25 protein-coding genes and 1 tRNA gene are annotated in these 23,108 nt (G+C 71.0%); 7 read left to right on the plus strand and 19 right to left on the minus strand.

Going from position 1 to position 23,108, the window contains the following annotated elements:
- Window positions 1-339 precede the first annotated feature (339 nt).
- Together AB0F11_RS02110 and AB0F11_RS02115 are read right to left on the minus strand one after the other, a co-directional pair.
- Entirely contained in the window at window positions 340-813 is a 474-nt protein-coding gene (locus tag AB0F11_RS02110) for a RidA family protein (RefSeq protein WP_361918009.1), read from the minus strand.
- A complete protein-coding gene (locus AB0F11_RS02115; protein ID WP_007264966.1) occupies window positions 810-971 on the minus strand; it encodes a DUF4177 domain-containing protein in 162 nt (53 codons plus the stop codon). Before AB0F11_RS02115 ends, AB0F11_RS02110 begins: the two co-directional genes overlap by 4 nt.
- 71 nt (window positions 972-1,042) lie before the next feature.
- Here AB0F11_RS02115 and AB0F11_RS02120 point away from each other — a divergent pair, with 71 nt between their 5' ends.
- Window positions 1,043-2,023, plus strand: a complete 981-nt coding sequence (locus AB0F11_RS02120; RefSeq protein WP_362167270.1) for an ArsA-related P-loop ATPase — start codon at window positions 1,043-1,045, stop codon at window positions 2,021-2,023.
- Between the two features lie 56 nt (window positions 2,024-2,079).
- The gene (locus AB0F11_RS02125) at window positions 2,080-3,372 is read left to right on the plus strand and encodes an ArsA family ATPase (protein ID WP_362167768.1); all 1,293 of its coding nucleotides are present in this window, start codon (window positions 2,080-2,082) and stop codon (window positions 3,370-3,372) included.
- A 65-nt stretch (window positions 3,373-3,437) separates the two neighbouring features.
- On the opposite strand, the gene AB0F11_RS02130 is transcribed toward AB0F11_RS02125, so the two are convergent.
- A complete protein-coding gene (locus AB0F11_RS02130; RefSeq protein WP_361918016.1) occupies window positions 3,438-3,794 on the minus strand; it encodes a WhiB family transcriptional regulator in 357 nt (118 codons plus the stop codon).
- Between the two features lie 397 nt (window positions 3,795-4,191).
- Here AB0F11_RS02130 and AB0F11_RS02135 point away from each other — a divergent pair, with 397 nt between their 5' ends.
- Entirely contained in the window at window positions 4,192-6,477 is a 2,286-nt protein-coding gene (locus AB0F11_RS02135) for a transglycosylase domain-containing protein (protein WP_362167273.1), read from the plus strand.
- Window positions 6,478-6,557: 80 nt separating this feature from the next.
- Here the strand turns inward: AB0F11_RS02135 and AB0F11_RS02140 are convergent, their stop codons facing one another.
- Window positions 6,558-7,019 (minus strand): GatB/YqeY domain-containing protein, encoded by a 462-nt coding sequence (locus tag AB0F11_RS02140; protein WP_362167275.1) that lies wholly within the window; start codon window positions 7,017-7,019, stop codon window positions 6,558-6,560.
- Window positions 7,020-7,086: 67 nt separating this feature from the next.
- Between AB0F11_RS02140 and AB0F11_RS02145 the strand changes: the two genes are divergently transcribed.
- Both AB0F11_RS02145 and AB0F11_RS02150 read left to right on the plus strand, forming a co-directional pair.
- Window positions 7,087-8,025, plus strand: coding sequence for a metallophosphoesterase (locus tag AB0F11_RS02145; RefSeq protein WP_362167278.1), 939 nt, complete (start codon window positions 7,087-7,089; stop codon window positions 8,023-8,025).
- A gap of 103 nt (window positions 8,026-8,128) precedes the next feature.
- Window positions 8,129-8,202, plus strand: a tRNA-Pro gene (locus tag AB0F11_RS02150).
- 119 nt (window positions 8,203-8,321) lie between these two features.
- On the opposite strand, the gene AB0F11_RS02155 is transcribed toward AB0F11_RS02150, so the two are convergent.
- From AB0F11_RS02155 to AB0F11_RS02215, 13 genes are all read right to left on the minus strand, one after another.
- Entirely contained in the window at window positions 8,322-9,839 is a 1,518-nt protein-coding gene (locus AB0F11_RS02155) for a LacI family DNA-binding transcriptional regulator (RefSeq protein WP_362167280.1), read from the minus strand.
- Between the two features lie 51 nt (window positions 9,840-9,890).
- Entirely contained in the window at window positions 9,891-10,229 is a 339-nt protein-coding gene (locus tag AB0F11_RS02160) for a helix-turn-helix domain-containing protein (protein WP_362167283.1), read from the minus strand.
- Window positions 10,230-10,709: 480 nt separating this feature from the next.
- Window positions 10,710-12,185: an ATP-binding protein gene (locus tag AB0F11_RS02165; RefSeq protein WP_362167285.1), complete on the minus strand. Its 1,476-nt coding sequence runs from the start codon at window positions 12,183-12,185 to the stop codon at window positions 10,710-10,712.
- Window positions 12,186-12,187: 2 nt separating this feature from the next.
- On the minus strand, window positions 12,188-13,033 hold the full coding sequence (locus AB0F11_RS02170) for a bifunctional DNA primase/polymerase (RefSeq protein WP_362167287.1): 846 nt from the start codon (window positions 13,031-13,033) through the stop codon (window positions 12,188-12,190).
- A 170-nt stretch (window positions 13,034-13,203) separates the two neighbouring features.
- On the minus strand, window positions 13,204-13,485 hold the full coding sequence (locus AB0F11_RS02175; protein ID WP_362167290.1) for a hypothetical protein: 282 nt from the start codon (window positions 13,483-13,485) through the stop codon (window positions 13,204-13,206).
- 10 nt (window positions 13,486-13,495) lie between these two features.
- Window positions 13,496-13,678: a hypothetical protein gene (locus AB0F11_RS02180; RefSeq protein WP_362167292.1), complete on the minus strand. Its 183-nt coding sequence runs from the start codon at window positions 13,676-13,678 to the stop codon at window positions 13,496-13,498.
- Window positions 13,679-13,689: 11 nt separating this feature from the next.
- Window positions 13,690-14,133: a hypothetical protein gene (locus tag AB0F11_RS02185; RefSeq protein WP_362167770.1), complete on the minus strand. Its 444-nt coding sequence runs from the start codon at window positions 14,131-14,133 to the stop codon at window positions 13,690-13,692.
- Window positions 14,134-14,399: 266 nt separating this feature from the next.
- The gene (locus tag AB0F11_RS02190; RefSeq protein ID WP_362167294.1) at window positions 14,400-16,511 is read right to left on the minus strand and encodes a hypothetical protein; all 2,112 of its coding nucleotides are present in this window, start codon (window positions 16,509-16,511) and stop codon (window positions 14,400-14,402) included.
- Window positions 16,512-16,513: 2 nt separating this feature from the next.
- On the minus strand, window positions 16,514-18,034 hold the full coding sequence (locus AB0F11_RS02195) for a hypothetical protein (protein ID WP_362167296.1): 1,521 nt from the start codon (window positions 18,032-18,034) through the stop codon (window positions 16,514-16,516).
- Window positions 18,035-18,201: 167 nt separating this feature from the next.
- On the minus strand, window positions 18,202-18,444 hold the full coding sequence (locus tag AB0F11_RS02200) for a hypothetical protein (protein WP_362167298.1): 243 nt from the start codon (window positions 18,442-18,444) through the stop codon (window positions 18,202-18,204).
- 28 nt (window positions 18,445-18,472) lie between these two features.
- Complete coding sequence (locus AB0F11_RS02205) at window positions 18,473-18,811, minus strand: RRQRL motif-containing zinc-binding protein (RefSeq protein ID WP_362167299.1); 339 nt, start codon at window positions 18,809-18,811, stop codon at window positions 18,473-18,475.
- Window positions 18,808-19,812 (minus strand): hypothetical protein, encoded by a 1,005-nt coding sequence (locus AB0F11_RS02210; RefSeq protein WP_362167773.1) that lies wholly within the window; start codon window positions 19,810-19,812, stop codon window positions 18,808-18,810. The genes AB0F11_RS02205 and AB0F11_RS02210 overlap by 4 nt, the downstream gene beginning before the upstream one ends.
- Before the next feature lie 59 nt (window positions 19,813-19,871).
- Window positions 19,872-20,129: a DUF6284 family protein gene (locus AB0F11_RS02215; protein WP_362167301.1), complete on the minus strand. Its 258-nt coding sequence runs from the start codon at window positions 20,127-20,129 to the stop codon at window positions 19,872-19,874.
- Window positions 20,130-20,724: 595 nt separating this feature from the next.
- Here AB0F11_RS02215 and AB0F11_RS02220 point away from each other — a divergent pair.
- Both AB0F11_RS02220 and AB0F11_RS02225 read left to right on the plus strand, forming a co-directional pair.
- On the plus strand, window positions 20,725-21,483 hold the full coding sequence (locus AB0F11_RS02220) for an XRE family transcriptional regulator (protein WP_362167303.1): 759 nt from the start codon (window positions 20,725-20,727) through the stop codon (window positions 21,481-21,483).
- Between the two features lie 2 nt (window positions 21,484-21,485).
- Entirely contained in the window at window positions 21,486-21,959 is a 474-nt protein-coding gene (locus AB0F11_RS02225; RefSeq protein ID WP_362167305.1) for an NUDIX domain-containing protein, read from the plus strand.
- Here AB0F11_RS02225 and AB0F11_RS02230 read toward each other — a convergent pair.
- A complete protein-coding gene (locus AB0F11_RS02230; protein ID WP_362167307.1) occupies window positions 21,947-22,525 on the minus strand; it encodes an HD domain-containing protein in 579 nt (192 codons plus the stop codon). The two genes, AB0F11_RS02225 and AB0F11_RS02230, sit on opposite strands and share 13 nt — an antisense overlap.
- Window positions 22,522-22,989 carry a MarR family transcriptional regulator gene (locus AB0F11_RS02235; protein WP_362167309.1) on the minus strand — a complete coding sequence of 156 codons (468 nt, stop codon included), beginning with the start codon at window positions 22,987-22,989 and terminating at the stop codon, window positions 22,522-22,524. The genes AB0F11_RS02230 and AB0F11_RS02235 overlap by 4 nt, the downstream gene beginning before the upstream one ends.
- Window positions 22,990-23,108: the final 119 nt, after the last annotated feature.

The following is a 23,108-nucleotide window of genomic DNA, read 5'->3' on the forward strand; positions in this document are numbered from 1 at the left end:
GGCGCGGGCCCCCCCCCCCCCCCCTGCCCGGCGGAGCCGGGATCCTTGGGGCTCCGCCCCAAACCCCGCGCCTCAAACGCCGGCGAGGCTGAAATGGCCCACCCCCCGCTTCGACGGCAGGGCGCGGCTGGAAGGGGCTCCCGCTTCGACGGCAGGGCGGGTGAGATGGGCCCGCTCCGAAAGCGGAGCCCCTCGCATGGGCTGCGGTGGGCGGGAACGCGTCCCGCCGCGCGGGGCTTCGACGTCGGGTCCGGCACATCCAGCCCCGCCGGCGTTTGAGACGCGGGTCCGGGCAGAGCCCGGTACGGGCCCTGCCTCAGGAGACCCGGCTCCGGCGGATCAGGCGTCGGGGAGGAGTTCCACCTGGAGTTCGACCTCGACCGGGGCGTCCAGGGGGAGGACCGCCACGCCGACCGCGCTGCGGGCGTGGACGCCCTTGTCGCCGAGGACCTCACCGAGCAGCTCGCTGGCGCCGTTCAGGACACCCGGCTGCGCGGTGAAGTCGGGCGCCGAGGCGACGAAGCCCACGACCTTGACGATCCGCGCGATCCTGTCCAGGTCGCCCGCGACGGACTTCACCGCGGCCAGCGCGTTCAACGCGCACACGGCGGCGAGCTCCTTCGCCTGCTCGGCGGAGACCTCGGCCCCCACCTTGCCGGTGACCGGCAGGCTGCCCTTGACCATCGGGAGCTGCCCGGCGGTGAACACGTACGCGCCCGACCGGACCGCCGGCTGGTACGCGGCCAGCGGCGCAGCCACCTCGGGCAGGGTCAGGCCGAGCTCGGCCAGCTTCGCTTCGACGGCGCCGCTCATGCCTTCTCCCGCTTGAGGTAGGCCACGAGCTGCTCGGGGTTGTTCGGGCCGGGCACGACCTGGACGAGCTCCCAGCCGTCCTCGCCCCAGGTGTCCAGGATCTGCTTGGTCGCGTGGACCAGCAGCGGGACCGTCGCGTATTCGAACTTCTTGGTCATGGGGGCGAGCGTATCGCCTGTGGGGGAGGGTCATGCGCGGCCCGAGGGGCGAGTGGTTAGGCTCAGGCCCTGTGAGCAGGCTCCAGGTGGTCAGCGGCAAGGGCGGAACCGGGAAGACCACGGTCGCCGCGGCACTCGCGCTCGCCCTCGCACGCGAGGGCAGGCGGACGCTTCTGGTGGAGGTCGAGGGCAGGCAGGGCATCGCGCAGCTCTTCGGGACGCAGGCGCTCCCGTACGAGGAACGCAAGATCGCCGTGGCCTCGGGCGGCGGCGAGGTCTTCGCGCTCGCCATCGACGCGGAGCAGGCGCTGCTGGACTACCTGCAGATGTTCTACAAGCTCGGCTCCGCCGGGCGCGCCCTCAAGAAGCTCGGGGCCATCGACTTCGCCACGACCATCGCCCCCGGCCTGCGGGACGTGCTGCTGACCGGCAAGGCGTGCGAGGCGGTGCGCCGCAAGGACAAGTCCGGCCGGTACGTCTACGACCACGTGATCATGGACGCTCCGCCGACCGGACGGATCACCCGCTTCCTGAACGTCAACGACGAGGTGGCGGGCCTGGCCCGGTTCGGGCCGATCCACAACCAGGCGCAGGCCGTCATGAAGGTGCTCAAGTCCCCGGAGACGGCGGTCCATCTGGTGACGCTGCTGGAGGAGATGCCCGTCCAGGAGACCGCCGACGGGATCGCCGAGCTGGCGGAGGCGGGGCTGCCGTTCGGGCGGGTCGTGGTCAACATGGTCCGCCCGCACCACCTGGACGAGGACGCGCTGCGCGCCGCGGGCGGCGAGCGCCGGGCCGACGTGGCCCGGGCGCTGTCGCGGGCGGGGCTGGGCGGTTCCCGGCGCGGCGGCCTCGCGGAGCGGCTGGTGGAGCCGCTACTGACGCAGGCCGCGGAGCACGCGAGCCGGGTGGAGCTGGAGCGCGCGCAGCGCACCGTACTGCGGGAGTTGAAGGTGCCGACGTACGAACTGCCCCTGCTCGGCGCGGGGATGGATCTGGCCGGGCTGTACGAGCTGGCCTCGGAGCTGCGGAAGCAGGCGGGCGAGGAATGAGCGCGACGGGGGCAGACAACAACACCAGTACGGGTACCAGCACGAGCGGCGCCGGCATGGACGCCCCGTCGGCCCTGGCCGTGGACCGGCTGCTGGACGACCCCTCGACCCGGATCATCGTGTGCTGCGGCGCGGGCGGCGTCGGCAAGACCACCACGGCGGCGGCCCTGGGCCTGCGGGCGGCGGAGCGCGGGCGCAAGGTGGTCGTCCTCACGATCGACCCGGCGCGCCGGCTGGCGCAGTCGATGGGGATCGACTCCCTCGACAACACGCCGCGCAGGGTCGCGGGCGTGGCCGGCGACGGCGGTGAACTCCACGCCATGATGCTGGACATGAAGCGGACCTTCGACGAGATCGTCGAGGCGCACGCGGACCGCGAGCGGTCCGAGGCGATCCTGGCCAACCCCTTCTACCAGTCCCTGTCGGCCGGTTTCGCGGGCACGCAGGAGTACATGGCCATGGAGAAGCTGGGGCAGCTGCGGGCCCGCGACGACTGGGACCTGATCGTGGTGGACACCCCGCCGAGCCGGTCCGCGCTGGACTTCCTCGACGCGCCGAAGCGGCTGGGGTCGTTCCTGGACGGGAAGTTCATCCGGGTGCTGATGGCTCCGGCGAAGGTGGGCGGCCGGGCGGGGATGAAGTTCCTCAACGTCGGCATGTCGCTGATGACCGGCACGCTCAGCAAGCTGATGGGGGCGTCGCTGCTGAAGGACGTGCAGACGTTCGTGGCGGCGATGGACACGATGTTCGGCGGGTTCCGCACCCGCGCGGACGCGACGTTCCGACTGCTGCAGGCTCCCGGTACGGCCTTCCTGGTGGTCGCGGCGCCCGAGCCGGACGCCCTGCGCGAGGCGGCGTACTTCGTGGAGCGGCTGGCCGCGGAACGGATGCCGCTGGCCGGGCTCGTACTGAACCGGGTGCACGGGAGCGGTGCCGCGCAACTGTCCGCGGAGCGGGCGCTGGCCGCCGCAGAGAATCTTGAGGAAGGCGGCATTGTCGATCAGGAGTCCGGGAAAGCTGGACTTCGTGACGCCGAGGGCCTCGACCCCGCGTCGACTCCCGAGACCGGCTCCCCCACTGCCGACGGCCCGGGATCCGATGCGGACGCCCAGACGGACACCGAGACGGAAACCGACGACGTGGACCTGATCACGGCCGGGCTGCTGCGCCTGCACGCCGAGCGCATGCAGGTGATCGCGCGCGAGCAGCGCACGCGCGACCGGTTCACCTCACTGCACCCGGAGGTGGCGGTGACGGAGGTGGCCGCCCTGCCCGGCGATGTGCACGACCTCGCCGGGCTTCGGGCCATCGGAGAACGACTCGCGGCCGGGGTGCCGGCCGGAGCGTAGGCGTTCGTACGGAATGCAGACCTCTCGCCGCTCGCCCGGGGGCGGACGGGGCGGGTCGACAGCGGCTACCCGGCCGCCGCGTAGGTCTCGTACGGAACGTCAATCTCCCCATTGACATCCACATCCACGGTGAGGATGCCCGTACTGCGCTCGTACTCCGTGCGGGCGGTTTCGAGCAGCCGTCGCCACGAGGTGACGGTGGGACGCCTGCGCAGCAGTGCGCGGCGCTCCCGCTCGGTCATTCCGCCCCATACTCCGAACTCGACACGGTTGTCGAGCGCGTCGGCCAGGCACTCGGTCCGCACCGGACACCCGGTGCACACCGCCTTGGCCCTGTTCTGTGCCGCTCCTTGAACGAACAGTTCATCCGGATCGGTAGTGCGGCAGGCTGCCTGCGCACTCCAGTCGGTAACCCAGCCCATCCCGGCGCCGTCCTCTCCCGAATCGAGGCTCCCCCACGGCGGTAGCGGCATATTCACCGCTGCCAGTTGAGGACGTTACGGAAGGCGAGCACAGTGCAACACCCCCGACGGGCCCAATCTTGAATGGTCCGAACGGACTATGGGTAAGCGGCAGATCACCCGACGGAGTGATCCGGCGACATGCCCGACCATTCCGGCGATTCGGGTGTAATCGGCGGAGTCGGGACGAGCGGCCGTCAGAGTGAAGAACGAGATTCGGACATGAGTCCACCCCATTCGGGAAGGGTGAAAATCAAGCCGGGGGGTTGATGTCGCACCACACTGCTGTGACAGTTGGGGACAGCTTAGGCCAAGGCATTCGCGCGTGTCCGGTGAATGAGAACGTAGGCTGCCCTCCATGGGAAAGAAGCGCTCGGGCGCCGGGCTCACGGGGCCGCAACAGGCCGCAAAGTTCCTCGGGGTGTCCGTTCTCGCCGGCGTCGTACTGGCCGGCATCGCGATCCCGGGCGCCGGCGCCCTGGGACTCGCCGCAAAGGGCACGGTCGAGGGGTTCGACGAGATCCCGGCCAACCTCAAGACACCCCCGTTGAGCCAGCGCACGACGATTCTGGACGCCGAGGGTGGCCTGATCGCCATGGTCTACTCGCGCGACCGGCAGGTGGTGCCGCTCACGGCCATCTCCCCGTACGTGCAGAAGGCCATCGTCGCCATCGAGGACTCGCGCTTCTACGAGCACGGCGCGGTCGACCTCAAGGGCATCCTGCGCGCGGTCAACCAGAACGCGCAGGAGGGCAGCGCCGCACAGGGCGCCTCGACGCTCACGCAGCAGTACGTGAAGAACGTCTTCGTCGAGGAGGCCGGCGACGACGAGACGAAGGTGCGCGAGGCCCAGGAGAAGAGCCTCGGGCGCAAGGTCCGCGAGCTGAAGTACTCGATCCAGGTCGAGGAGGAGCTCGGGAAGAAGAAGATCCTCGAGAACTACCTCAACATCACGTACTTCGGCCAGCAGGCGTACGGCATCGAGTCCGCCTCCCAGCGCTACTACAGCAAGCCGGCCAAGGACCTCACCCTCGACGAGTCGGCGCTGCTCGCCGGCCTGGTGCAGTCGCCCAGCCGGTACGACCCGGTCAACGACTCCCAGGAGGCCATGAAGCGCCGCAACGTCGTCCTCCAGCGGATGGCCGACCTGAAGGAGGTCACCCAGACGGAGGCCGACGAGGCGAAGAAGAAGCCGGTCGTGCTGAAGGTGACCCGGCCCAAGAGCGGCTGCATCACCGCAGTCAGGGGTGCGGGCTTCTTCTGCGACTACGTGCGCAACACGGTGCTGACCGACCCGGCGTTCGGCAAGACCCGCGAGGAGCGGGCCAAGCTGTGGAACCTGGGCGGCCTGACCATCCGTACGACGCTGGACCCGCAGTCGCAGGACTCCGTCAACGAGTCGATCAAGGACCACGTCAACCAGGACGACAAGGTCGCCACGGCCGTCACCCTGGTCCAGCCGGGCACCGGCCGGGTCCTCGCGATGGGCCAGTCCAAGCCGTACGGCTTCGGCAAGAACGAGACGCAGATCAACTTCTCCGTCGACAAGCGGATGGGCGGCTCGAACTTCGGCTTCCCGACGGGCTCGACGTTCAAGCCGTTCGTCGCGGCCGCGGCGCTGGAGAACGGCATGCCGGCGGGCAAGGTGTACACCACCGCGCAGGAGATCGAGTACCCCGGCCCCGTGGAGACCTGTGGCGACAAGCCCTGGGTGAACACCGACCACGAGCGGGTGCCGAACGAGTCGCTGTCCGAGTTCGGCGCGTACAACCTGCGGGACGCGATGGCCAAGTCGGTCAACACGTACTTCGCGGAGATGATCGCGGAAATCGGCCTGTGCCCGGTGACCGAGATGACCACCAAGCTCGGGGTGATCCCCGCCGACGGCAGCAAGCTGCCCGAGGTCCCGGCCATCGCACTCGGCACCGAGGGCATGTCGCCGCTGACGATGGCGAACGCGTACGCGACCTTCGCCAACCGCGGCACGTACTGCACGCCGGTCTCCATCGAGTCGATCACGGACGCGCACGGCAAGGCCCTGTCGGTGCCGAAGTCCAAGTGCGACCGCGTCATGGCGGAGCGGACCGCCGACACCATCAACACGCTGCTGCTCGGCGTGGTCGACTCGGGTACGGGTACCCAGGCGGGCCTGACCGACCGGCAGAACGCGGGCAAGACCGGTACCACCGACAACCGCTACAACGCCTGGTTCGTCGGGTACACGCCGAACATGTCCGGTGCGACCTGGGTCGGCTCGGGCGGCGCCAAGCAGGTGTCGATGGAGAACATCAACATCGGCGGCCAGTACTTCGAGAAGGTCTACGGCGGCGGGCTGCCCGGCCCGATCTGGAAGCAGGCGGTCTCCGGCGCCCTGTCCGGCCGCGAGGCCCCGAACTTCGCCACGGTCGGCCTCGACGGCGGCGGCGCGCCGGTCGGCGGCGGCCGGCCCAGCAACCCGACGGGCCCGAAGCCCGGGAAGCCGAACAAGCCCGGTAAGCCGGGCAAGCCCGGCGGCACCACCGGATCCACCGGTTCGACGGGCACCACGGGCACCACGGGCACCACGACGGGCGGCTCCCCGAACGTCCCGGTCCCGGGAATCACCCCGGAGCCGGGCCTGATCGGCGGCCCGGACACGCAGTAGCCGGCGACGGCAGCGGCAGACAGCAGCAGAAAGGGAAGGGCCCCGACACCAAAAGTGTCGGGGCCCTTCCGGTTACGTGCTCAGGCCAGGTGCTTCTTCACGGCGGCGGCCACCCGGCCGCCCTCCGCCAGCCCGGCCACCTTGGGCGTCACGATCTTCATGACGGCGCCCATGGCCCGCGGCCCCTCGGCGCCCGCGGCCCGGGCCTCCTCGACGGCCTGCGCGACGATCGCGCCGAGCTCGTCGTCGGAGAGCTGCTTGGGCAGGTAGGTGTCGAGGAACTCACCCTCCTCCGTCTCACGCGCGGCCTGATCGGCACGGCCGCCCTGGGCGAACGCCTCCGCGGCCTCGCGGCGCTTCTTCGCCTCCTTGGCGATCACCTTGAGGACTTCGTCGTCGGAGAGGGTGCGCGCCTCCTTGCCCGCGACCTCCTCCTTGGTGATCGCGGCGAGGGTCAGTCGCAGCGTGGACGAGTGGAGTTCGTTGCGCTCCTTGATCGCGGTGGTGAGGTCATCCTGCAGCTTGGCCTTGAGCGTGGTCATGCCCCGAGTCTGCCAGGTGCAGGGCCGGTGGCGCCCGCCGGTTTTCCGGGTCTGAGACCATGGGGCCATGCGTGCGCGTTACGGAGTACCCCTGAAGGTCACCGCCGGAATCGCGGCGGTGGGGGCCGCGGGTGTGGCCTATGCCGCCGGTTTCGAGGCGCGGTCCTTCCGCCTTCGCCGGATCACCGTTCCGGTGCTCCCCGCGGGGATGCGCCCCTTGCGCGTGCTCCAGGTGTCCGACATCCACATGGTCAGCGGGCAGCGCAAGAAGCGTGCCTGGCTGCAGTCCCTCGCCGGGCTGCGCCCCGACTTCGTCGTGAACACCGGCGACAACCTCTCCGACACCGAGGGCGTGCCGGAGCTGCTCGACGCGCTCGGCCCGCTGATGGACTTCCCCGGCGTGTACGTCTTCGGCTCGAACGACTACTACGGGCCGCGGCTGCGCAACCCCGGGCGCTACCTGATCGAGAAGGTGCAGGGGCGGCACGGCCTGAACGGCAACAAGCCGGTCGTCGGCGCCGTGCACAACCCGTGGGAGGGCATGCGGGACGCCTTCGACGCGGCGGGCTGGGTGAACCTGACCAACACGCGGGGCCGCCTGAAGCTGGACGGCCTGGAGCTGGCCTTCACCGGCCTCGACGACCCGCACATCAAGCGGGACCGCTACGAGCGGGTGGCCGGCGGCCCGGAGCCGGACGCCGACTTCTCGATCGCCGTGGTGCACGCCCCGTACCTGCGCTCGCTGGAGTCCTTCACCTCGGACGGCTACCCGCTGATCCTGGCGGGCCACACGCACGGCGGGCAGCTGTGCATCCCCTTCTACGGGGCGCTCGTCACCAACTGCGACCTGGACACCGACCGGGTGAAGGGCCTGTCCACGCACGAGGCGGACGGCCGCCGCGCCTACCTGCACGTCTCGGCGGGCTGCGGCACGAACCGCTTCACGCCGGTCCGCTTCGCCTGCCCCCCGGAGGCGACCCTGCTGACCCTGGCCCCGAAGGCCTGACCCCGCCCGGGCACCGCCCCGCGAAAACCGGATTTCGTCTCCGGCCGAGGGTCCGCTAAAGTAATCGATGTCGCCAGGGCGAAGGCCCGAAAACGGCGGCGATCGGGGTGTAGCGCAGCTTGGCAGCGCGCTTCGTTCGGGACGAAGAGGTCGTGGGTTCAAATCCCGCCACCCCGACAGAGTAAGACCAGCTCAGAGCCGGTGTCCTTCCAAGGACACCGGCTCTGACTGTTTCTCCCCGGCCTCTCGGGAGAATCCTGGGAGAAACTTCCCCCGAAACGGCTACCGGCTCGCCCCTACGCTCCTGCCCTCAGCAGCGCATCGAGGACGGCCACAGGCGACCCCGGCGACATCCGCCGACGTACGGCGAGTGCGCCCTCCCACATCTCGGTCAGGCCGCGGAGGAGCTCACGGCGCATCTCGGGTGTGATGTGGGAGTACCGGGCCTGGACCGAGCCGTCCTCGTGCCCCATCCGCTCGTCCATGAGCTTGGGGGGCGTCCGGAGCTCGTCCATCATCGTCTTGTGGCTGTGTCGAAGCCCGTGGGGCGTGAGCCCCGGCGCGATCGGCACCCACGACGCCTCGGCACGGCCGGCGGCGCCCCGGCCGCGGGCCGGGATGCCCGGCCAGGGTTCCGCGATCAACGGCACCGGACGCGCTTCCTGCGGCGACTTCTTCGGGTACCAGCCGGTCACGGCCGGGTGGAACAGCCAGGTCGCGAAGCCGTTCCGCCTCCAGTGCGCCGCGTTCTCCCCGGACGCCCAGGCTCTGACGTACCCGAGGTCTGCCATGGCCTTCTCGACCACGGCCCGCGTCGCCTCGGCCACCGAGCCAGGACGGTTCAGCACGTTCGAGACCGTGCCGGTGGAGACCCCGGCCGCGCGCGCCACGTCGGCCAGCTTGGCACCGGGCCGGCGGGCCGCGCCATTGGCGGCCGCGTGCCCGCTGAACAGGTACCGCCGCCCATGACATTCACACGGTCTCTCCCCCGCCCGTGCGATCTGGCCGGCCAGCAGGTTCGAGAGCCAGCCCGGCGAATCAATCGTCCGATAGGAGTCGTCCTTCGGCGGGCAGCGGTGCAGCTCGCCGGAGTCCAGCTCGTACAGCTGGTGCTCGACCCGCACGGCCGCAGGACGGATGAACTCGGTCTCCAGGCCGACGACCTCGCCCCATCGCATGCCGGTGTAGCCCTTGAGCACGACACCGACGAACTCGTCGTCCCGACCCGACAGCAGAGCAGCCCGCTCGGCGATCAGCAGCACGCCGAGGGCGGACGTCACCACCTTCTCGGGGCCCCGGCTCCGGGATCGACCGGCCCGCTTGCCGCGGCCCCGGCGGCGGGTCGCGGGGTTCGACTCGCGCAGTTCCTCGTCGACCGCATCAGCGAGGATCAGGTGCAGAGTGCCGCGCCACGTCTTGATGCTGCTGGCGGCGTACCCACGCTCTCGCTCGCTGCGCTCCCACGCATCGATCTCCCCCTTCGTGATCTCACTGACGATGGCGTCCTCAAACTGCGGGAGCAGGTGCTCCTCGATGTGCCGGCGGTAGTTCTGCATGGTGGAGGCGGCGAGGTCCTGGCCCTCGTACCACCTGCTCGCGTAGTCGCCGAACGTGATCCGCTCGGGTTCCGGGGCCGCGGTGGCCCGGCTGGCGGTGAGGGCTTTCTCCTCCTCCACAGCGGCCGCCTTCTCGGCGGCGCGCTTCGTCCGGAAGCGGATGGTCTTGCCGTACTCGTCGGCGACGGTGCCGTACTTGCCGGGTGCGATCTTGTACCGCCCGCGCCAGTACTCCCCGCGGTTCTCTGCGAATCCCAAAGTGCTCTCTCTACGAATGAGCCCCGCCCGGATCGGCCGGGCGGGGCGGTCTTATGCGGCGTCCTGCTGTTGTTTCAGGTGGGCGGTGCGGCGTGGGGGGCGTGCCCGCAACCGTGCGGCCGGCGCCGGCCTCGGGACCTTGGGCAGCGCCCCCGGCACCCGGACCGAGGTGGGCCGGGGCTGTGGAGGCACGCTCGGGCCGCTCGGCCCGTCGGCGAAGAGACGGAGAATCTCCGCGAACTGCTCGGCCGTGAACCGGTAGGCGCGGCCTGGCTTCGTATAGGGGATCCGGTGGTTGCGTGCTTGCTCCTTGACCCACCACTCAGACTTGCCGAGCGCCCTGGCGACGTCGGCCGGGTAGTAGAGGTGGGGCAGAGGGTCTCGCTTCACGGGCTGGTCCTGTCCTCTCGGCGGGCTGTGCTGGACGATGCGGGAAGTCCGCGCCTGTCCGAGGCTCGGACTTCTGCGTCACCGCGTCGCCTGTGTCATTTGCCGTCTTGACCTGCGGTTTTCGGTGACACAGGGGGATAGCGTGTGTCACCGGCCTGTGTCACCCGGGCCCTGGGGTGACGCAGGCCGGTGACGAGGGTGACGCGTGCTGACACAGCCGGGGGCGTCTACGTCACCCCTGTGTGGGCAGCTCAGGGGCGGTTAGTGCGCTTGTGGTGACGTGGGTGACGCAGCGTCTCTCTTCTTAGGAAAAAGAGAGGGGTGGTGTCTGTTGTCGTGCGCGCCTTCAGGCATGAAGAAGGAGCCGCAAAGCGGCACGCCCTTTGGGCCGGCGTTCCGCCGGAACGGCAAGAAGAGCACGCCCGCCCGGGGGCCGGGTGCTCTTCTTGCCTGTGCCTGGCCGGTCGGCGGCCGGTCCGGTCAGAACATCGGGTCGCGCTGGACGGGTGCGGGTGGGGCCGGGCGGGTCATCTCGATATAGCGGGCTGCTTTGGTGCGGCCCCAGTCCACGAGGACACCGCGCGCGGCGAGCGTGGGCTGCAGCCGCTTGAGGCGGTCGGAAAGGACCTTGCCGGTGGTCGGCCAGCCCTTGGGCAGGGGGCGGAAGTCCTCGCCGGTGTAGAGCTGGGTGAGGGCGTGCAGCCACTCGGTCGAGGCCATCCGCACCTCCTCGCCCGGGTCGAGGCCCGCGGCGTGCTTGAGGACGGTCTGCGCGAGGAGGTCGCCTTCAATGACGTCGTCGTTGAGGTCGTCGAGGCTGGCCCGGTACGCGGCCAGCGCTGCGAGGCCGGTGGCCGCGTCGAGCTGGGCGCAGAGGTGGGCGAAGTCGGCCATGCGCAGGTCGGTGGGGATGTCGGCCTCGGTGGCCCGCACCTTCACGGTCAGGTCCAGCAGCGAGCCGAGGATGACGGGCAGCACCTGCGCGTACTCCGCCCACAGCTCGGCTTCCGTCCGCCGCACCCGGGGCCGCTCCAGACGGAGCGGCAGGAGGCGTTCGGCGAGGTCGGGGCGGATGACGCCCACGTCGATGCCGGTCAGCAGCAACGGGCGGCGGTAGCGGGAGCGGTGGACATCGCCATCGCTGAACAGGGCGCGTTTGATGCTTTCGGCGCCGGTGACGATGCAGCACATCAGGTCGGACAGGTCCGGCGGCAGGTGGGACAGGTTGTCCAGGGCGGTGACCCATCCGGCCGCCACCGCGGTGATCAGGTTCTCCTCGTCCTTCGGTGCCCGGCGTAGGTCACCGGTCATGCCCTCGATGATCCGCACGAGCATGCGGCCGCCGGTGGACTTGCCGGCGCCCTGGGGGCCGGTGAGGAACGGGGCGGGGACGGGCACGGACGGTTCCAGGCAGCCGATCAGCCACGCCACGGCCAGGCACTCGCTCTCGGCGTTCGCGAAGTTGCACAGCCGTAGCAGGGCGTCGATGCCCTTGCCGTCGGTGTCCTTCTCGGGGAGGGGCAGTTCGCCGGTGAGCTGGGTGCGCCGCCAGCACACCTCGCGCGGGTCGGGGATGCTGATGTCCCAGCCGGTGGGGTGGATGCGGACGGATCGGCCGTCATCGCGGCCCAGGTCCAGCCACGTCGCACCGTCGAAGCCGGGCGCGACCCGGATGTGGGTGGCCTGTACGTCCTGGCTGAGTGCGAGTGCTTCGATCAAGTCCAACGCCTCCTTCAGGGCGGTGCCGTTGAACACGCCGAGCCCGTCGTTGAACAAGCCCACCATGAGTTCCTGGCGATGGCTGCCGGTCGTGCCCTGGGACCGGATCGGCCGGGCGACGGGGTGGCCGTTCCGCTGCGCGTACACGGTGCCCTCTGTCGTGCGGAAGTACCGGAAGTGGGCCTGCGCGTAGTCGGTGATGATCTCGCGGGCCGGAGTCTTCTCCTCCTCGGGCACGATTACACCCCCAGCCGCATCCGGGCGTTCTCCCACGCCGCCATGCAATGCCGCAGGGATTCCCCCTTGGTCTGAGCGGCGGTGAACAGCCGGTCGATGTCGTCCTCGTTGAGACAGCCGCACCGCCCGTGAACGGACAGCACGGCGAGGAACGTCCGGTACACCGTGTGGTGGATGGCGCTGTCGGCGGCGAAGATGCGCTGCTCCGCCATGGCGATACCGCGCTCCAGGTAGGCCGGCGCGCGGTGGGGGCACTCCCCACCCCCGGCCGGGGCGGGGACAGCGGCAGACAGCGCGGGCCCGGCCGGGGTGGGGTGCTTGACGACAAGCGCACGCACGGCGTCCGGCAGAGCGGCCATGGGTCCGGCGCCGGGGCCGCGCCATCGGGCGTAGACCATCGTGGACTTCAGGTCGACGCCCGGGCGGACGCCGTTCGCCGAGCCCATGGCGCCCCGGTAGATCCAGTGTTCGCCGCGGGTGGTCGCCACGGTCTTGGTTGCGGGGAGGTTCTGGCGGGCCCATGCGACCGCGTCGGGGTTGTCGAGGTCGACGACGGTGAGCCCGGCGCCGCCGGGGTGGTAGGCGACGGCCTGAGCCTGCCGCCAGGCTCCCGCCCACGCGGCGGAGGTGAGAACGGCCGGGTCGGTCGTGGCGGCGGCCCAGGCGTGGCAGGGGGCCGGGCACTGGCAGGGGCCGGCGGCCTTCATGTTCGGCCGGTCGCCGCATGCCGAGCGGGTGCAGGAGCGGCAGTTCCCGAAGGGGAGTTTGCCCTCCCGCAGCGGCAGCACGGGCAGGCCGATCTCGGCGAGCCAGAGCGCGGTCCGCAGGTGGCCGGTCGCGCGGATCACGCGGCCACCGCCCCGGCGCCGCCCTGGCAGCAATACGCGTCCAGGAGCCGCAGCGCACGGCCTCGCGGAAAGGGGGTGGTGTGGGTCATGCTGGAGTCCTCCAGATCTGTGGTTGGAGCTGGACGTGGGGCGGCCCGGACTTTGCCGAGACGGGGCCGCCCTTCGCGTTGCTAGAACGGGGGCTCGTCGTCGTAGCCGCCCCACGGGTCCGGGCTGGCCTGCCTGCGCCGCAGACGCGGGATGGTGAGCGGGAGGAGGAGCCAGTGGCGGTCCTCGTCCCAGCAGGGGCAGGGCTCCCATTCGGTTCCGGCGTACTCGCCGGTGTCGTAGTCGCCGTAGTCGTGGTTGAAGCCGCCCCCGCCCCGGCAGTCGGGGCAGTTTGGGTCCGGGGTGTCGGTCAGGATCAGGGCCCGGCGGGGCCAGGTGACGTGCTGGATGCGGATCCGGAGCACGGCCTACTCCTCAGCCGTGGAGGGTGTGGTCGGTGGCGAGGTCCGTGAGGCGCTTGGCCTCGGCGGGGGTGACGGCGCGGTAGCGGACGCTGACACGGCATCCGGGTTCGGGGCAGCGCACGGTGCGCTGGCCGGTGAGCAGGGCGAATGCGTCATGGATCCGGTCGGTGAGGGGCGGGACGGAATCATCCATGCGGGTTCTCCTCAGCGGTTGTTGAGGGTGCCGGTGGCACGTCCGAAGAGGCCGTTGGCGGTGATGTTCTGCGTGATGTGCTGGACGGGCCCGCCGCGGTGGCTGGTGCCGCGTCCGGCGCGGAGGAGGAGGGGTGCGGCGGTGCCGGCGGCGATGAGTGCCGCGGCGGCCCAGAGGGCGTCGGCCATGGCGAGGACTCCGGGGGCTGCGTAGGAGATGCCGAATCCGGCGGCGCCGATCCCGCCGCCGATGGTCGGTGCGAGGAGGGCGGTGGTGCGGGCCCACCGCGGGATCGGCTCCGCCTGGCGGGCCGGTTCCGGTTCGCGGTCCGGTCCAGGCTGCGGGTGGGTGTAGGCCAGGGTCCGCACCCCGTTGGGGAGGGTGACCCATTCGACGCCTGGCGGGATGTCCGCGGGCAGCACCACCGGCGGTTGGACGGGCAGTGGGCGGTGGATGGGGTCGCCGTAGCGGGTGGCGGGGGCGGTGCCCGGGAGAGTGGGCTCGGTGTGCACAACGTGGTCCCTTCAGCGGGGCGGGACCACCCCTAAACGTTTAGGTGTGGTCCCGCGGTGGCTTGTCGGGTGCTTGTCGTCTGTCTTGTCGTGCGGCTTGTCGCTTGTCTTGTCTTGTCGCTTGTCGCCTCCGAGGTCAAAGCCCCGATTCCGTCGGCAGGCGGCTCCGGAGGGGCTTTCCCGTGATGGGGCGACAAGCGGCCTTGCGGCTACTGCTCGGGGGCGTGGGTGTGGTGGATGTAGCGGACTTTGGTCCCGCTCCCGACGCGGATGGCGGTGCCGTCCTTGGCCCATTCCTGGAGCCATCCGCTGATCGTCTGCCGGTTCGTCCCGTGTGCCTCGGCGAGGACGCGGGCGATCGCGGACGCCCCCGTCCCGGCCGGGCCGGCCGCCTTCAGCGCGGCGAGTGCGGCCTGCCGGGCGGCGTCGTCGGGCTCGTCGCGGAGCGCGGACAGGTTCAGCCCGCCCGCCTCCGGCCGGGGCGCCGGTGTGGGTTCCGCTTCCGGTGCGGGGGCGCTGGGGAACAGCTCGTCGAGCTGCTGGCGGAACGCCGCCGCGAGGCGGTCCTCCTCGCTGGCCGGGGCCTGCACCTGCGTGCCGGTGTCCTGCAACGCGGACAGCGCCAGCCCACCGGCCGCACCGCCCGTCGCACCTGAGGTCGGAGCGGAGGGGGCGGGGTCGTCGCCGGGGTTGGTGATCCAGGCGGTCCGTGCCTGGTCCCAGCGGCGGGCGTAGTCCGGGCCGGCCGCCTTGGCGGAGACGTCGTCCAGGCGGGGGTGCCGGTCGGAGGTGGCGTGGACGATGTCGCGGATCTGGTTCGGGGTGATCCGCCAGGACTTGAACAGGGCCGTGGGTGACTCGGGCGTGCCCAGGAACCCGGAGCCCTTGTAGGGGGCCTGTTCGACGCGCACGCCGTTGGCGTTGGGGAACATCTTGGCCAGGTCCATGCCTTCCTTCTCGCCACCAGTCAGGGCGGCGCGGACCTTAGCTTCGCGGCGGATCAGGAGGTTGCCCAGGACCGAACCGGTGGCGCCGAGAGCCGTGAGAACGGTGCGGATGGCCATGGCGCGAGAGATCCTGATGAGTTCGTAGATCTTCTCAGCTAGGGCCCGCAGGGTCCGGTCGGTGCTGATCAGGATCTCCGCACCCTCGTCGACGATCAGCATGATCTGCGGAAGCTCATGCGAGACCGGCAGGAGATCGGTGTTGGCCTTGGCCATCAGATCCTGGTAGGCGACCTTGCGCCGTTTGGCGATCGCGATCGCCGCGTCCAGCATCCGGTGCGCTTCCTCCGGCGTGGAGGCGAGCCAGTCGACCCCCGGCCGCACCGTCTGCCCCTCCTCAGCTCCCAGGGCGGGGCGGACCCAGGGCAGGCCGGCGGACCCGGCGTTGAGATCGATCACCCACGGCAGGATGTCCGTGGCGCGGGCCATGCCCGCCAGGATCGTGTGGACGAAGTTGGTCTTGCCGGACCCGGTCGGGCCCACCAGGAGTGCGCACTGCTCGCGCAGGTAGACCGGGACGGGCCGGCCGTCGGTGCGCACGCCCCAGGGCAGGCCGGTGTAGATGGACAGCGGCCCGTACTCGGCCGGATAGGTGATCTCTTCGGCCAGGACGTTAACGGTGGTGACGTCGATCAGCACCCGACCCTGGTCGATCCCGGGGGACGCGGCGGCGGTGCAGCCGTGCGGCAGACGGGCGTCGGCGGATAGACGGGCGCTCTCGCGCGCGATCCGGTCGTAGGTGGTTCCGCCGCCGGGGAGTTCGGCGTCGATGGTGAACCCGGTCCCGGTCGGCCACATCTCCACCGCCAGGATCTTCAGGCTCACACCGCAGACGCGCTGGACGCGGTCGGCCCACTCCGCGGCGATCTCCCTGCGCTCTGCCGACAGCTCCCGCGCCACCTCGAGTGCGGCCTGCTCCAGAGCAACGTTCTCCCGGCCCTCCTCATACAGGCCGCTAGCGCGTGCGGCGGCGGCCATGCCGATTCCGAGGGTGGCCAGCGATCCCAGGGCCGCCCAGGACAGGGGGCTGGTGGCGGCGGCCCAGGTGGTCCAGCCGCCGGCCAGGAGCCAGGACGCGGCCCGGGTGGCCAGGGTGCGGCCGGCGAGACGCTGCCGCAGGCCGGCGGCGGTGTGGCCGACCGCGCCGACTGCGCCGATGGTGAGGGCCCAGGCGGGGGGCATGTGGGTGGCGGCGCCGATGGCGGCGACGGCGTAGGCGCCGGTGGTGGCGGACAGGGCGCCGGTCACGGGTCCGTGACCGGCCGCCCAGTCCAGCGGCACCCCCGAAGCCTTCTTCTTGTTCGGGGTGGTGGCCATGATCAGACGTTCCAGCCCTTCTCGGCCTCGATGCCGTTGCGGGGGTCCTCGTGCCGGGCGATGTCCGCCTCGTGAACCCGACGGAAGATCGGGCCCATTTCCTCCGAGAGGGAGGAGGCGGCCATGACGGCGCCGAAGGCGTCCCGGAACGTCTCGGCGACCGCCTTGTCCAGGGGGAATTCGGAGTCGGAGCGCTCGGCGAGGATCTTCATCACGTTCGCCACCGAGGCCAGGGCGTAGGGCAGGCCCTCGATCATCGCGAGGATCTCCATCGCCGAGTCCGGTTCGTAGGCCTGCGCGGCCTGCTCCATCTCGGCCGCCAGCTCCTCGAAGCGGAAACCGGTGCTGCTGGTGCTCACGGCGCCTCCCAGGGCGGTGGTCGTGGACGGTGCGGAGGGGATGGTGGTGGGGGAGTCGGGGCGCTCGACCCGGTCCCCGATCGGGTTGTCCTGCTCGGACTGCTCCGCCGTCGCCTGCTGCTCGGCAGCGGTCTCGGCATCGGCGAGCTCGGCGCGGATCGCGGTGTCCCGGGCCTCGCGGGCTGCGCGGGCCTTGCCCGTCAGCCACGCGAGGAGGCGGCGGCCGGGGTGGATCAGGAAGGCCAGGCCGAGTTTTCGGCCCAGCGGGGTGGTGGCCATGCCGACGATCCCGGCGAGGCCGGCCAGGATCGCGGCGCCGATACGGCGGGCCTGGTAGCGGGCGGCGGATCGGAGCAGGGCCCGGCGGGCGGCCTTCTGTGCCGGCCGGGACAGTTCAGCCACCCGCCGGGTGCGGGCGGCGGACTTCACGGACTTCTCGGCGGCCTGGACCTGCCGGGCGGCCTGCCGGTCTCGGGCCTTGCGGCTGGCGGCCACCGCGCGATCCCGCACCCTGCCGACACCGGCCCGGACACCGGCCGCCGCCCGGCCTGCCACCGACCGGGCACCAGTCCGGCGGTGTCCGCTGGTCGGGGCCTTCGTTCCGGTACCGCCGGGGGTGGGCCGGTTGCTGGCAGGAGTGTGGGCGGTGGCCTTTGCTGCGCGGCGGGCGTCGGCGACGGCGCGGCGGGCGGTCGTGGTCTGGGCCCGGCGCGCCGCACGCGACGGTGCCGCCTGGCCCACCGCTGCCCGCAGCGCCGCCGCCTGCGCGGCCCGCCGACCACCCGGCACGCGGGCAGCCACGCGGCCAGCGGCCGACTTCAACCCGCCCCCGGCCCCGCCAGCACGGCGGCCGGCGGAGGAGCGGAGCCCGGCGGACTTCAGTCCGACGGCCCGCCTGGACTGGCCCGGCACCCGGCCCATGCCGGACCCTGCGCCGTTGCGGGTCGACGCCGTGGCGCCAGCACGAGCGCGTGAGGCGGCGTTCTGCCGGGCTTTGTTGCTGGTGCGGGTGGCGGCGACAGCGAGGACAGCTGCACCAGTCATCGCGAGCGCGGCGGCCAGCGGGCCGCCGGCGAGGGCGGCCGAACCGACCAGCCCGGCCGTGCTGTTCACCCCAGCCAGGGACAGCGGCACGACCGGCCAGCCGCCCGCCGTGTGGTCCACCGGTTCAGGAGTCACAGGAGCGGGGGCGGCGGCTGCTGCCGGGGTGGTGGTCGCAGGGGGTGGGACTGTTGGAGCATTGAGGGTTTCCGTCATGCTGAACAGGCCTCCAAGAGGTAGGGGCCCGGCTGGATCTGTGGTGGAGAGGGCCGGGCCCCGCTGGGTGTGGTTTAGAGCTGGTTGGGCTCCAGGGCGAAGAACATGACGTTGGCGTTGGCCAGCTCCGGGTACCGGCCGGCAACCTCCTGCCTGATGGCCAGGAACACGTCGTGCCGGGTCGAGCCGGGGCGCACGTTCCAGGTCCCGAACTGGGTGGCGGTGATCCGGCCGGGCACCTCCAGCGTGAGGACCCAGTGGAACGAACCCTGCGTGGCCGGGGTGGCGGTGCTGGGCTGTGCGTTCTGCGCGGTCACAGAGATCTCCTGATCAGGTCGAGGTGTGTCAGGTGATGTGCTGTTCGTCGGGGTAGGCGCACGGGGCGCACATGCCGAGCGAGGGCGGGATGACGTAGCCCGCGTCCCTGCCGCAGGCGGGGCAGGTACGGCGGGCGGTGTTCGCCCGGTTCAGGGCCTCCCGCTTCGCGGGGGTCATGGGTCGGACGGGCAGGGCGCGGTCGATCCGGTACAGGAACGCGACCAGCGGGCCCCGCCGATGGCGGGAGCGTTCGAGCTGCGCGGCGACGTCCTGACCGCCGGGCCGGAGCCCGGCGGCGCGGAGCTGGCGGCGCGTCGCCAGTCCCTGCGGGGCGAGGCGCCACGGGTAGACGGGGAGGGCGCTCACGGGGTGCTCTCTTCCTGGGCCATCAGGGCGCCCCAGGCGGAGCGGATGCGCTGCTCTCCGCCGACGAACCCGGCGTCACGGAAGGCCGTGACGGCCTGCCGGTAGGACAGCGGCGGGTCGTCCGCGTAGCGCAGGTGCCGCAGCACCACCACCAGCTGTACGTCCGTGAGCGGCTCTGCGGGATGGGGCGTGGGCACGCCCGCCACGGCCGCGACCTCGTCCAGCGTCACGGGCGGGACGGCGGCTGTGACGCTCTCCTCCTCAGAGGTCGGCATTGCCGGGTTGACCTGCGTGTCTTCCCCGTCACGGGGTGCCGTGACGGGGGTGTCCTCGGCCGCGGGCGAGGCGGACGCCGTCGACGGTTCCGGGGCCGGGGGGAGGGCGGGCGTCACGGGCGCCGTGACGGCGTGACGCTCGGGTGTGACGGCCACGGCGAACATGTCCGCCAGCGCGACGTCCGCACCGGTGGTGACGCGCTCGCGCTGCACGTCCAGCAGAAGCGAACCGAGCGAGACATCTCCCGTGCCGACCTTGCGGGCCAGCCTCCACGAGGTGCGTTCGGACCACTTGCGTACGCGGGCGTCGGGGTGGTTAGCGGCGCGGGCCCGGTGGAAGGCCAGCGACCGCACCACCGCGGCGGCGCGGTGCTCGGCCTCAGCGTCACGGCCGTCGGTGTGGACCACGATCCGCCGGGCCAGGAACGCCATGCCCTCCGCGGACACGCACATGCCCATCGGCGTCACCGCGTAGATGACGGTGCGACCCGGCCCGTCCGCGGCCATCGCAGCCATGACGGACGCGGCGGCCGGCAGCAGCCACAGACCTGCCCGCACCACGAGCGGCGAGGCTTGACCCAGCATGGTCAGCCCCAGCAGCACCAGGGCGAGGACAGCGGTGGCGCCCTCACCGGCGGCGACCGCGCCGAGCGCGGTCCCGGAGCCGTAGGCGCCCTTGATGTTGGTGAACGTGCCCACCCCGCCGGCTGCGCCGGTGGCGAGCATCGGCACGAATGCGGCGCCGAGAACGAACCTCTGCGGCCGGGTCAGGGCCCGGCCGGTGCTCACGCCGCCTCCTTCGGGCCCTGCCGGTTGGCCAGGTCCCGACGGGCGGCAAGCACCCGGTTGTGCGCGCGGCGGATCCGGCGGGCGTCGAACTCGCTCGCGGGCCGGTCCAGCAGGGCGATCAGGGCGTCCAGCAGCTCGACCTCGGCCGAGATGACCGGCATCTCGGCCTCGATCGCGTCCAGCTCGGCGGCCGTCGGCTCCAGATCCGGCGGCAGCACCGTAACGGGCTTCTGACGTGCAACGATGGACTTCATTGGGTCTTGCTCCTCTCACACAGGAACGGGACCGAACAGCGCCCCCGGTGTTCCAGCACCGGGGGCGCACGTCGTTGGTGAAGCAGGAGGAACTCCGGCTCCCCTGCGCCCCGCCCGTACGGCGCCGATGCGCGGACGGGCGGAGGAGGCAACCGGCCGTGAACCCAGGGGGGCCCGCGGGCAGCTCGAACACGTACTGCTGTCTCCTTCGGGAGCGAGCTCCCGTCTCAGGCGTATGGAGACGTGGCCTTTCGGCCTCAAGCCCTCCGGTTGACCAGGGATCCGGGACCCTCGGCCCCGTCTTTCAGGGGCCCCTTGTCGTACGGGGTGCCTCGCCCCTCCAGCCCTTTCAGGCAAGGAGGGACTAAGGCTCCGCTCCGCGTTCCTCGCAGAACCGATGCGGTACCTCTATTACAGGTATCGCATCCAGGCCCGTCAAGCAGGACCGCGGAGGTTCTTCGCTTTCGCGCCGGGACTTCCTGGCGCACCATCAGAATCCCGCCAGGTCAGGGGCGTTGTTTACCCCGCGCATGGACAGGTCGGGGCCTTCTGGCTACGGTCAAGAGCTCCCAAGACGTCCCACCTGGGGGTGTAGATGTCCAATGAGCGCTTACGGTCCGCCCTGCTCGCGAAGGGGATGACCGTCCAGGGACTCGCCGAGGCCATCGAAGTCAACGCGAAGACCGTGGAACGCTGGATCACGCAAGGCAAAGTCCCGTACCGGCGCCACCAGTACGCCGTAGCGGCCCAGCTCGGCGTTGCGGTGACGACGCTGTGGGACGACGAGCGGGCAGTCGAGACGTTTACCGACCTGAGCAAGGCCGAGATCGTGACGGTCTACCCGCACCGGCACATGGTGCCGTCGGGGCTTTGGCGTGAGATGTACGACCGCGCCAAAACACGCGTTGACGTGCTCGTTTACGCAGGCCTCTGGCTGTCGGAGGACCCGAAGTTCCACGAGCTCCTGAAGAACAAGGTGTCGGCGAACACCCAAGTGCGACTCCTGCTGGGGGACCCCGCCTGCGATGCCGTCCGACAGCGCGGCATCGACGAGGGTCACAGGATCATGGACGGCAAGATCCGCAATGCACTCATGAACTACCGTCCGCTACTCGCCAGCCACCCCGACATCGGAATCCGGCTGCACGACGCGACGCTGTACAACTCGCTGTTCCGGGCCGACGACGAGATGCTCGTGAACACCCATGTGTACGGCATCGGAGCCTACTTGGCCCCGGTCCTCCACCTACGCCGGCTCCCCGGGGGCGGCCTCTTCGACACGTACGCGAATAGCATCGAACAGACCTGGGGGCGGGCGCGCCAGGTCGCCGACGACGACTTCACGGGAGCATGAGCATGGGACGCATCGACTACCTTCACGACCCCGACGCACCGCCCGCCAACAGCGTCGTCCCCTCCGTCGTGGCCTTCGTCCAGAACAACGCCGGCGAAGTGCTGATGATCCAGCGCTCCGACAATGGCCGTTGGGCCCTTCCTGGCGGCGGGCACGACGTGGGCGAGTCCATCAGCGACACCGTCGTACGCGAGGTCTGGGAAGAGACCGGTATCAAGGCCGAGGTCCTCGACCTGTCCGGCATCTACACGGACCCCGGCCACGTGATGCTCTACGACGACGGCGAAGCGCGGCAGCAGTTCAGCATGTGCTTCCGGGCGCGCCCGGTGGGCGGGGATATACGTACGAGCAACGAGACGACGCAGGTCCGATGGGTGCCCCCCACAGACCTGGCCGACCTCGACATTCACTCCACGATGCGGCTCCGGATCCAGCACGCCCTGGACACGACCCGGGGCACGCCCTACATCGGCTGAGCCGCGCCGGCCCTCGCCGCGGAGAGCCTGCTCAGCACGCGGACCGTGCACAGCAGGATCTCCGGCTCGGCGCGCCGGATGAACTGCCCGATCAGGCTGTCGGGCCCGTAGCGGCCCGCGATCTCGTTGACCCGATCCACCGGGTTCGTGGGCGTGCCGTCCGGCGTGGTGTTCATGTCGCAGAAGCAGAGGGCATCCGCCAGGTGCTGCTCCTCCCGCGGGAACTCGGCTTCTAGCTTCTCCCGCAGGCCCCGGGCTTCTGCCTCCATCCACGCGCAGGAGTGGTGCGCGACGAGCCGTACTACGCGCTCGTCGGCCCCGACGCTCCGGAGGTAGCGGGCACCGTCCAACGGGTGGAACCCCGTCTTCGCCAGGGCCGGTGCGTAGCCGATGTCGTGCAGAACGGCCGCGGCCTCGAGCAGCTCGGCGTCCGGGCCCAGAATCTCCGCGATGGCGCGTGCCCGCTCGGCGACGCCGAGGCAGTGGTTCCAGCGGCGGGGAAGCGACTCGGCGAGCAGCGACTCCGCGAGCGGGTAGGCCCATTCCGTGAGCGTGGCGGTGGTCAAGACTTCAAGTCCTCCTGTTGGGATGGTAGGGCTCGGACAGCCCTGCGCTTGCCCTGCCCCCCTTTGGTGAGGAGGCCGGCGGCCTCCAACTGGGCCAGGGCTTTGCTGATGCTGGGGCGGGACGCTCCCAGACGGGTGCTGAGTTCCCCCGCACTCAGGAAAGGTGTCCCCACGTCTAGCCCCTCGGCAGTGATGAGCTCGGCGATCCTCTCGGAAAGCGGCCGCCGATCCATCCCCGCCCCCGCTCGTACGACGCGCCAACGGGCACCGGGCACTGGCTCGGCTAGACCCTCCTGCTGAAGCACCTTGAAGGCACGGAGGGCGACACCTCGGCTCACGCCGTGCTCATCCATGACTTCCGCCAACGAAGGCAACTCGGCCATGCCGGGTTCAGCGGCGATCCGCCCCTTCACGTGATCAGCGATCTTCAAGAAGGTCCCGCGAGGGTTTGCCTGCTCCGTCACTCGATCTCCTTGTCCGCCAGCAACTGAACCAAGCGTCGCACGAGGGCGTACCCGCGGAAGCGTGGACAGACATCCTCGGTGGTGGGAGGCGGATGCCCGCGGCAAGGAGGCCTTGCGGG

It is taken from the genome of Streptomyces sp. NPDC032472 (assembly GCF_040636955.1).
In the GTDB taxonomy this organism is placed as follows: Bacteria; Actinomycetota; Actinomycetes; order Streptomycetales; family Streptomycetaceae; genus Streptomyces.

Coding starts and splice junctions, on each gene's coding strand:
- AB0F11_RS02110 (WP_361918009.1), bottom strand. CDS start 813: ATGAGCGGCGCCGTCGAAGCGAAGCTGGCCGAGCTCGGCCTGACCCTG.
- AB0F11_RS02115 (WP_007264966.1), bottom strand. CDS start 971: ATGACCAAGAAGTTCGAATACGCGACGGTCCCGCTGCTGGTCCACGCG.
- AB0F11_RS02125 (WP_362167768.1), top strand. CDS start 2,080: ATGGACGCCCCGTCGGCCCTGGCCGTGGACCGGCTGCTGGACGACCCC.
- AB0F11_RS02130 (WP_361918016.1), bottom strand. CDS start 3,794: ATGGGCTGGGTTACCGACTGGAGTGCGCAGGCAGCCTGCCGCACTACC.
- AB0F11_RS02135 (WP_362167273.1), top strand. CDS start 4,192: ATGGGAAAGAAGCGCTCGGGCGCCGGGCTCACGGGGCCGCAACAGGCC.
- AB0F11_RS02140 (WP_362167275.1), bottom strand. CDS start 7,019: ATGACCACGCTCAAGGCCAAGCTGCAGGATGACCTCACCACCGCGATC.
- AB0F11_RS02145 (WP_362167278.1), top strand. CDS start 7,087: ATGCGTGCGCGTTACGGAGTACCCCTGAAGGTCACCGCCGGAATCGCG.
- AB0F11_RS02180 (WP_362167292.1), bottom strand. CDS start 13,678: ATGGATGATTCCGTCCCGCCCCTCACCGACCGGATCCATGACGCATTC.
- AB0F11_RS02190 (WP_362167294.1), bottom strand. CDS start 16,511: ATGGCCACCACCCCGAACAAGAAGAAGGCTTCGGGGGTGCCGCTGGAC.
- AB0F11_RS02210 (WP_362167773.1), bottom strand. CDS start 19,812: ATGCTCGCCACCGGCGCAGCCGGCGGGGTGGGCACGTTCACCAACATC.
- AB0F11_RS02215 (WP_362167301.1), bottom strand. CDS start 20,129: ATGAAGTCCATCGTTGCACGTCAGAAGCCCGTTACGGTGCTGCCGCCG.
- AB0F11_RS02220 (WP_362167303.1), top strand. CDS start 20,725: ATGTCCAATGAGCGCTTACGGTCCGCCCTGCTCGCGAAGGGGATGACC.
- AB0F11_RS02225 (WP_362167305.1), top strand. CDS start 21,486: ATGGGACGCATCGACTACCTTCACGACCCCGACGCACCGCCCGCCAAC.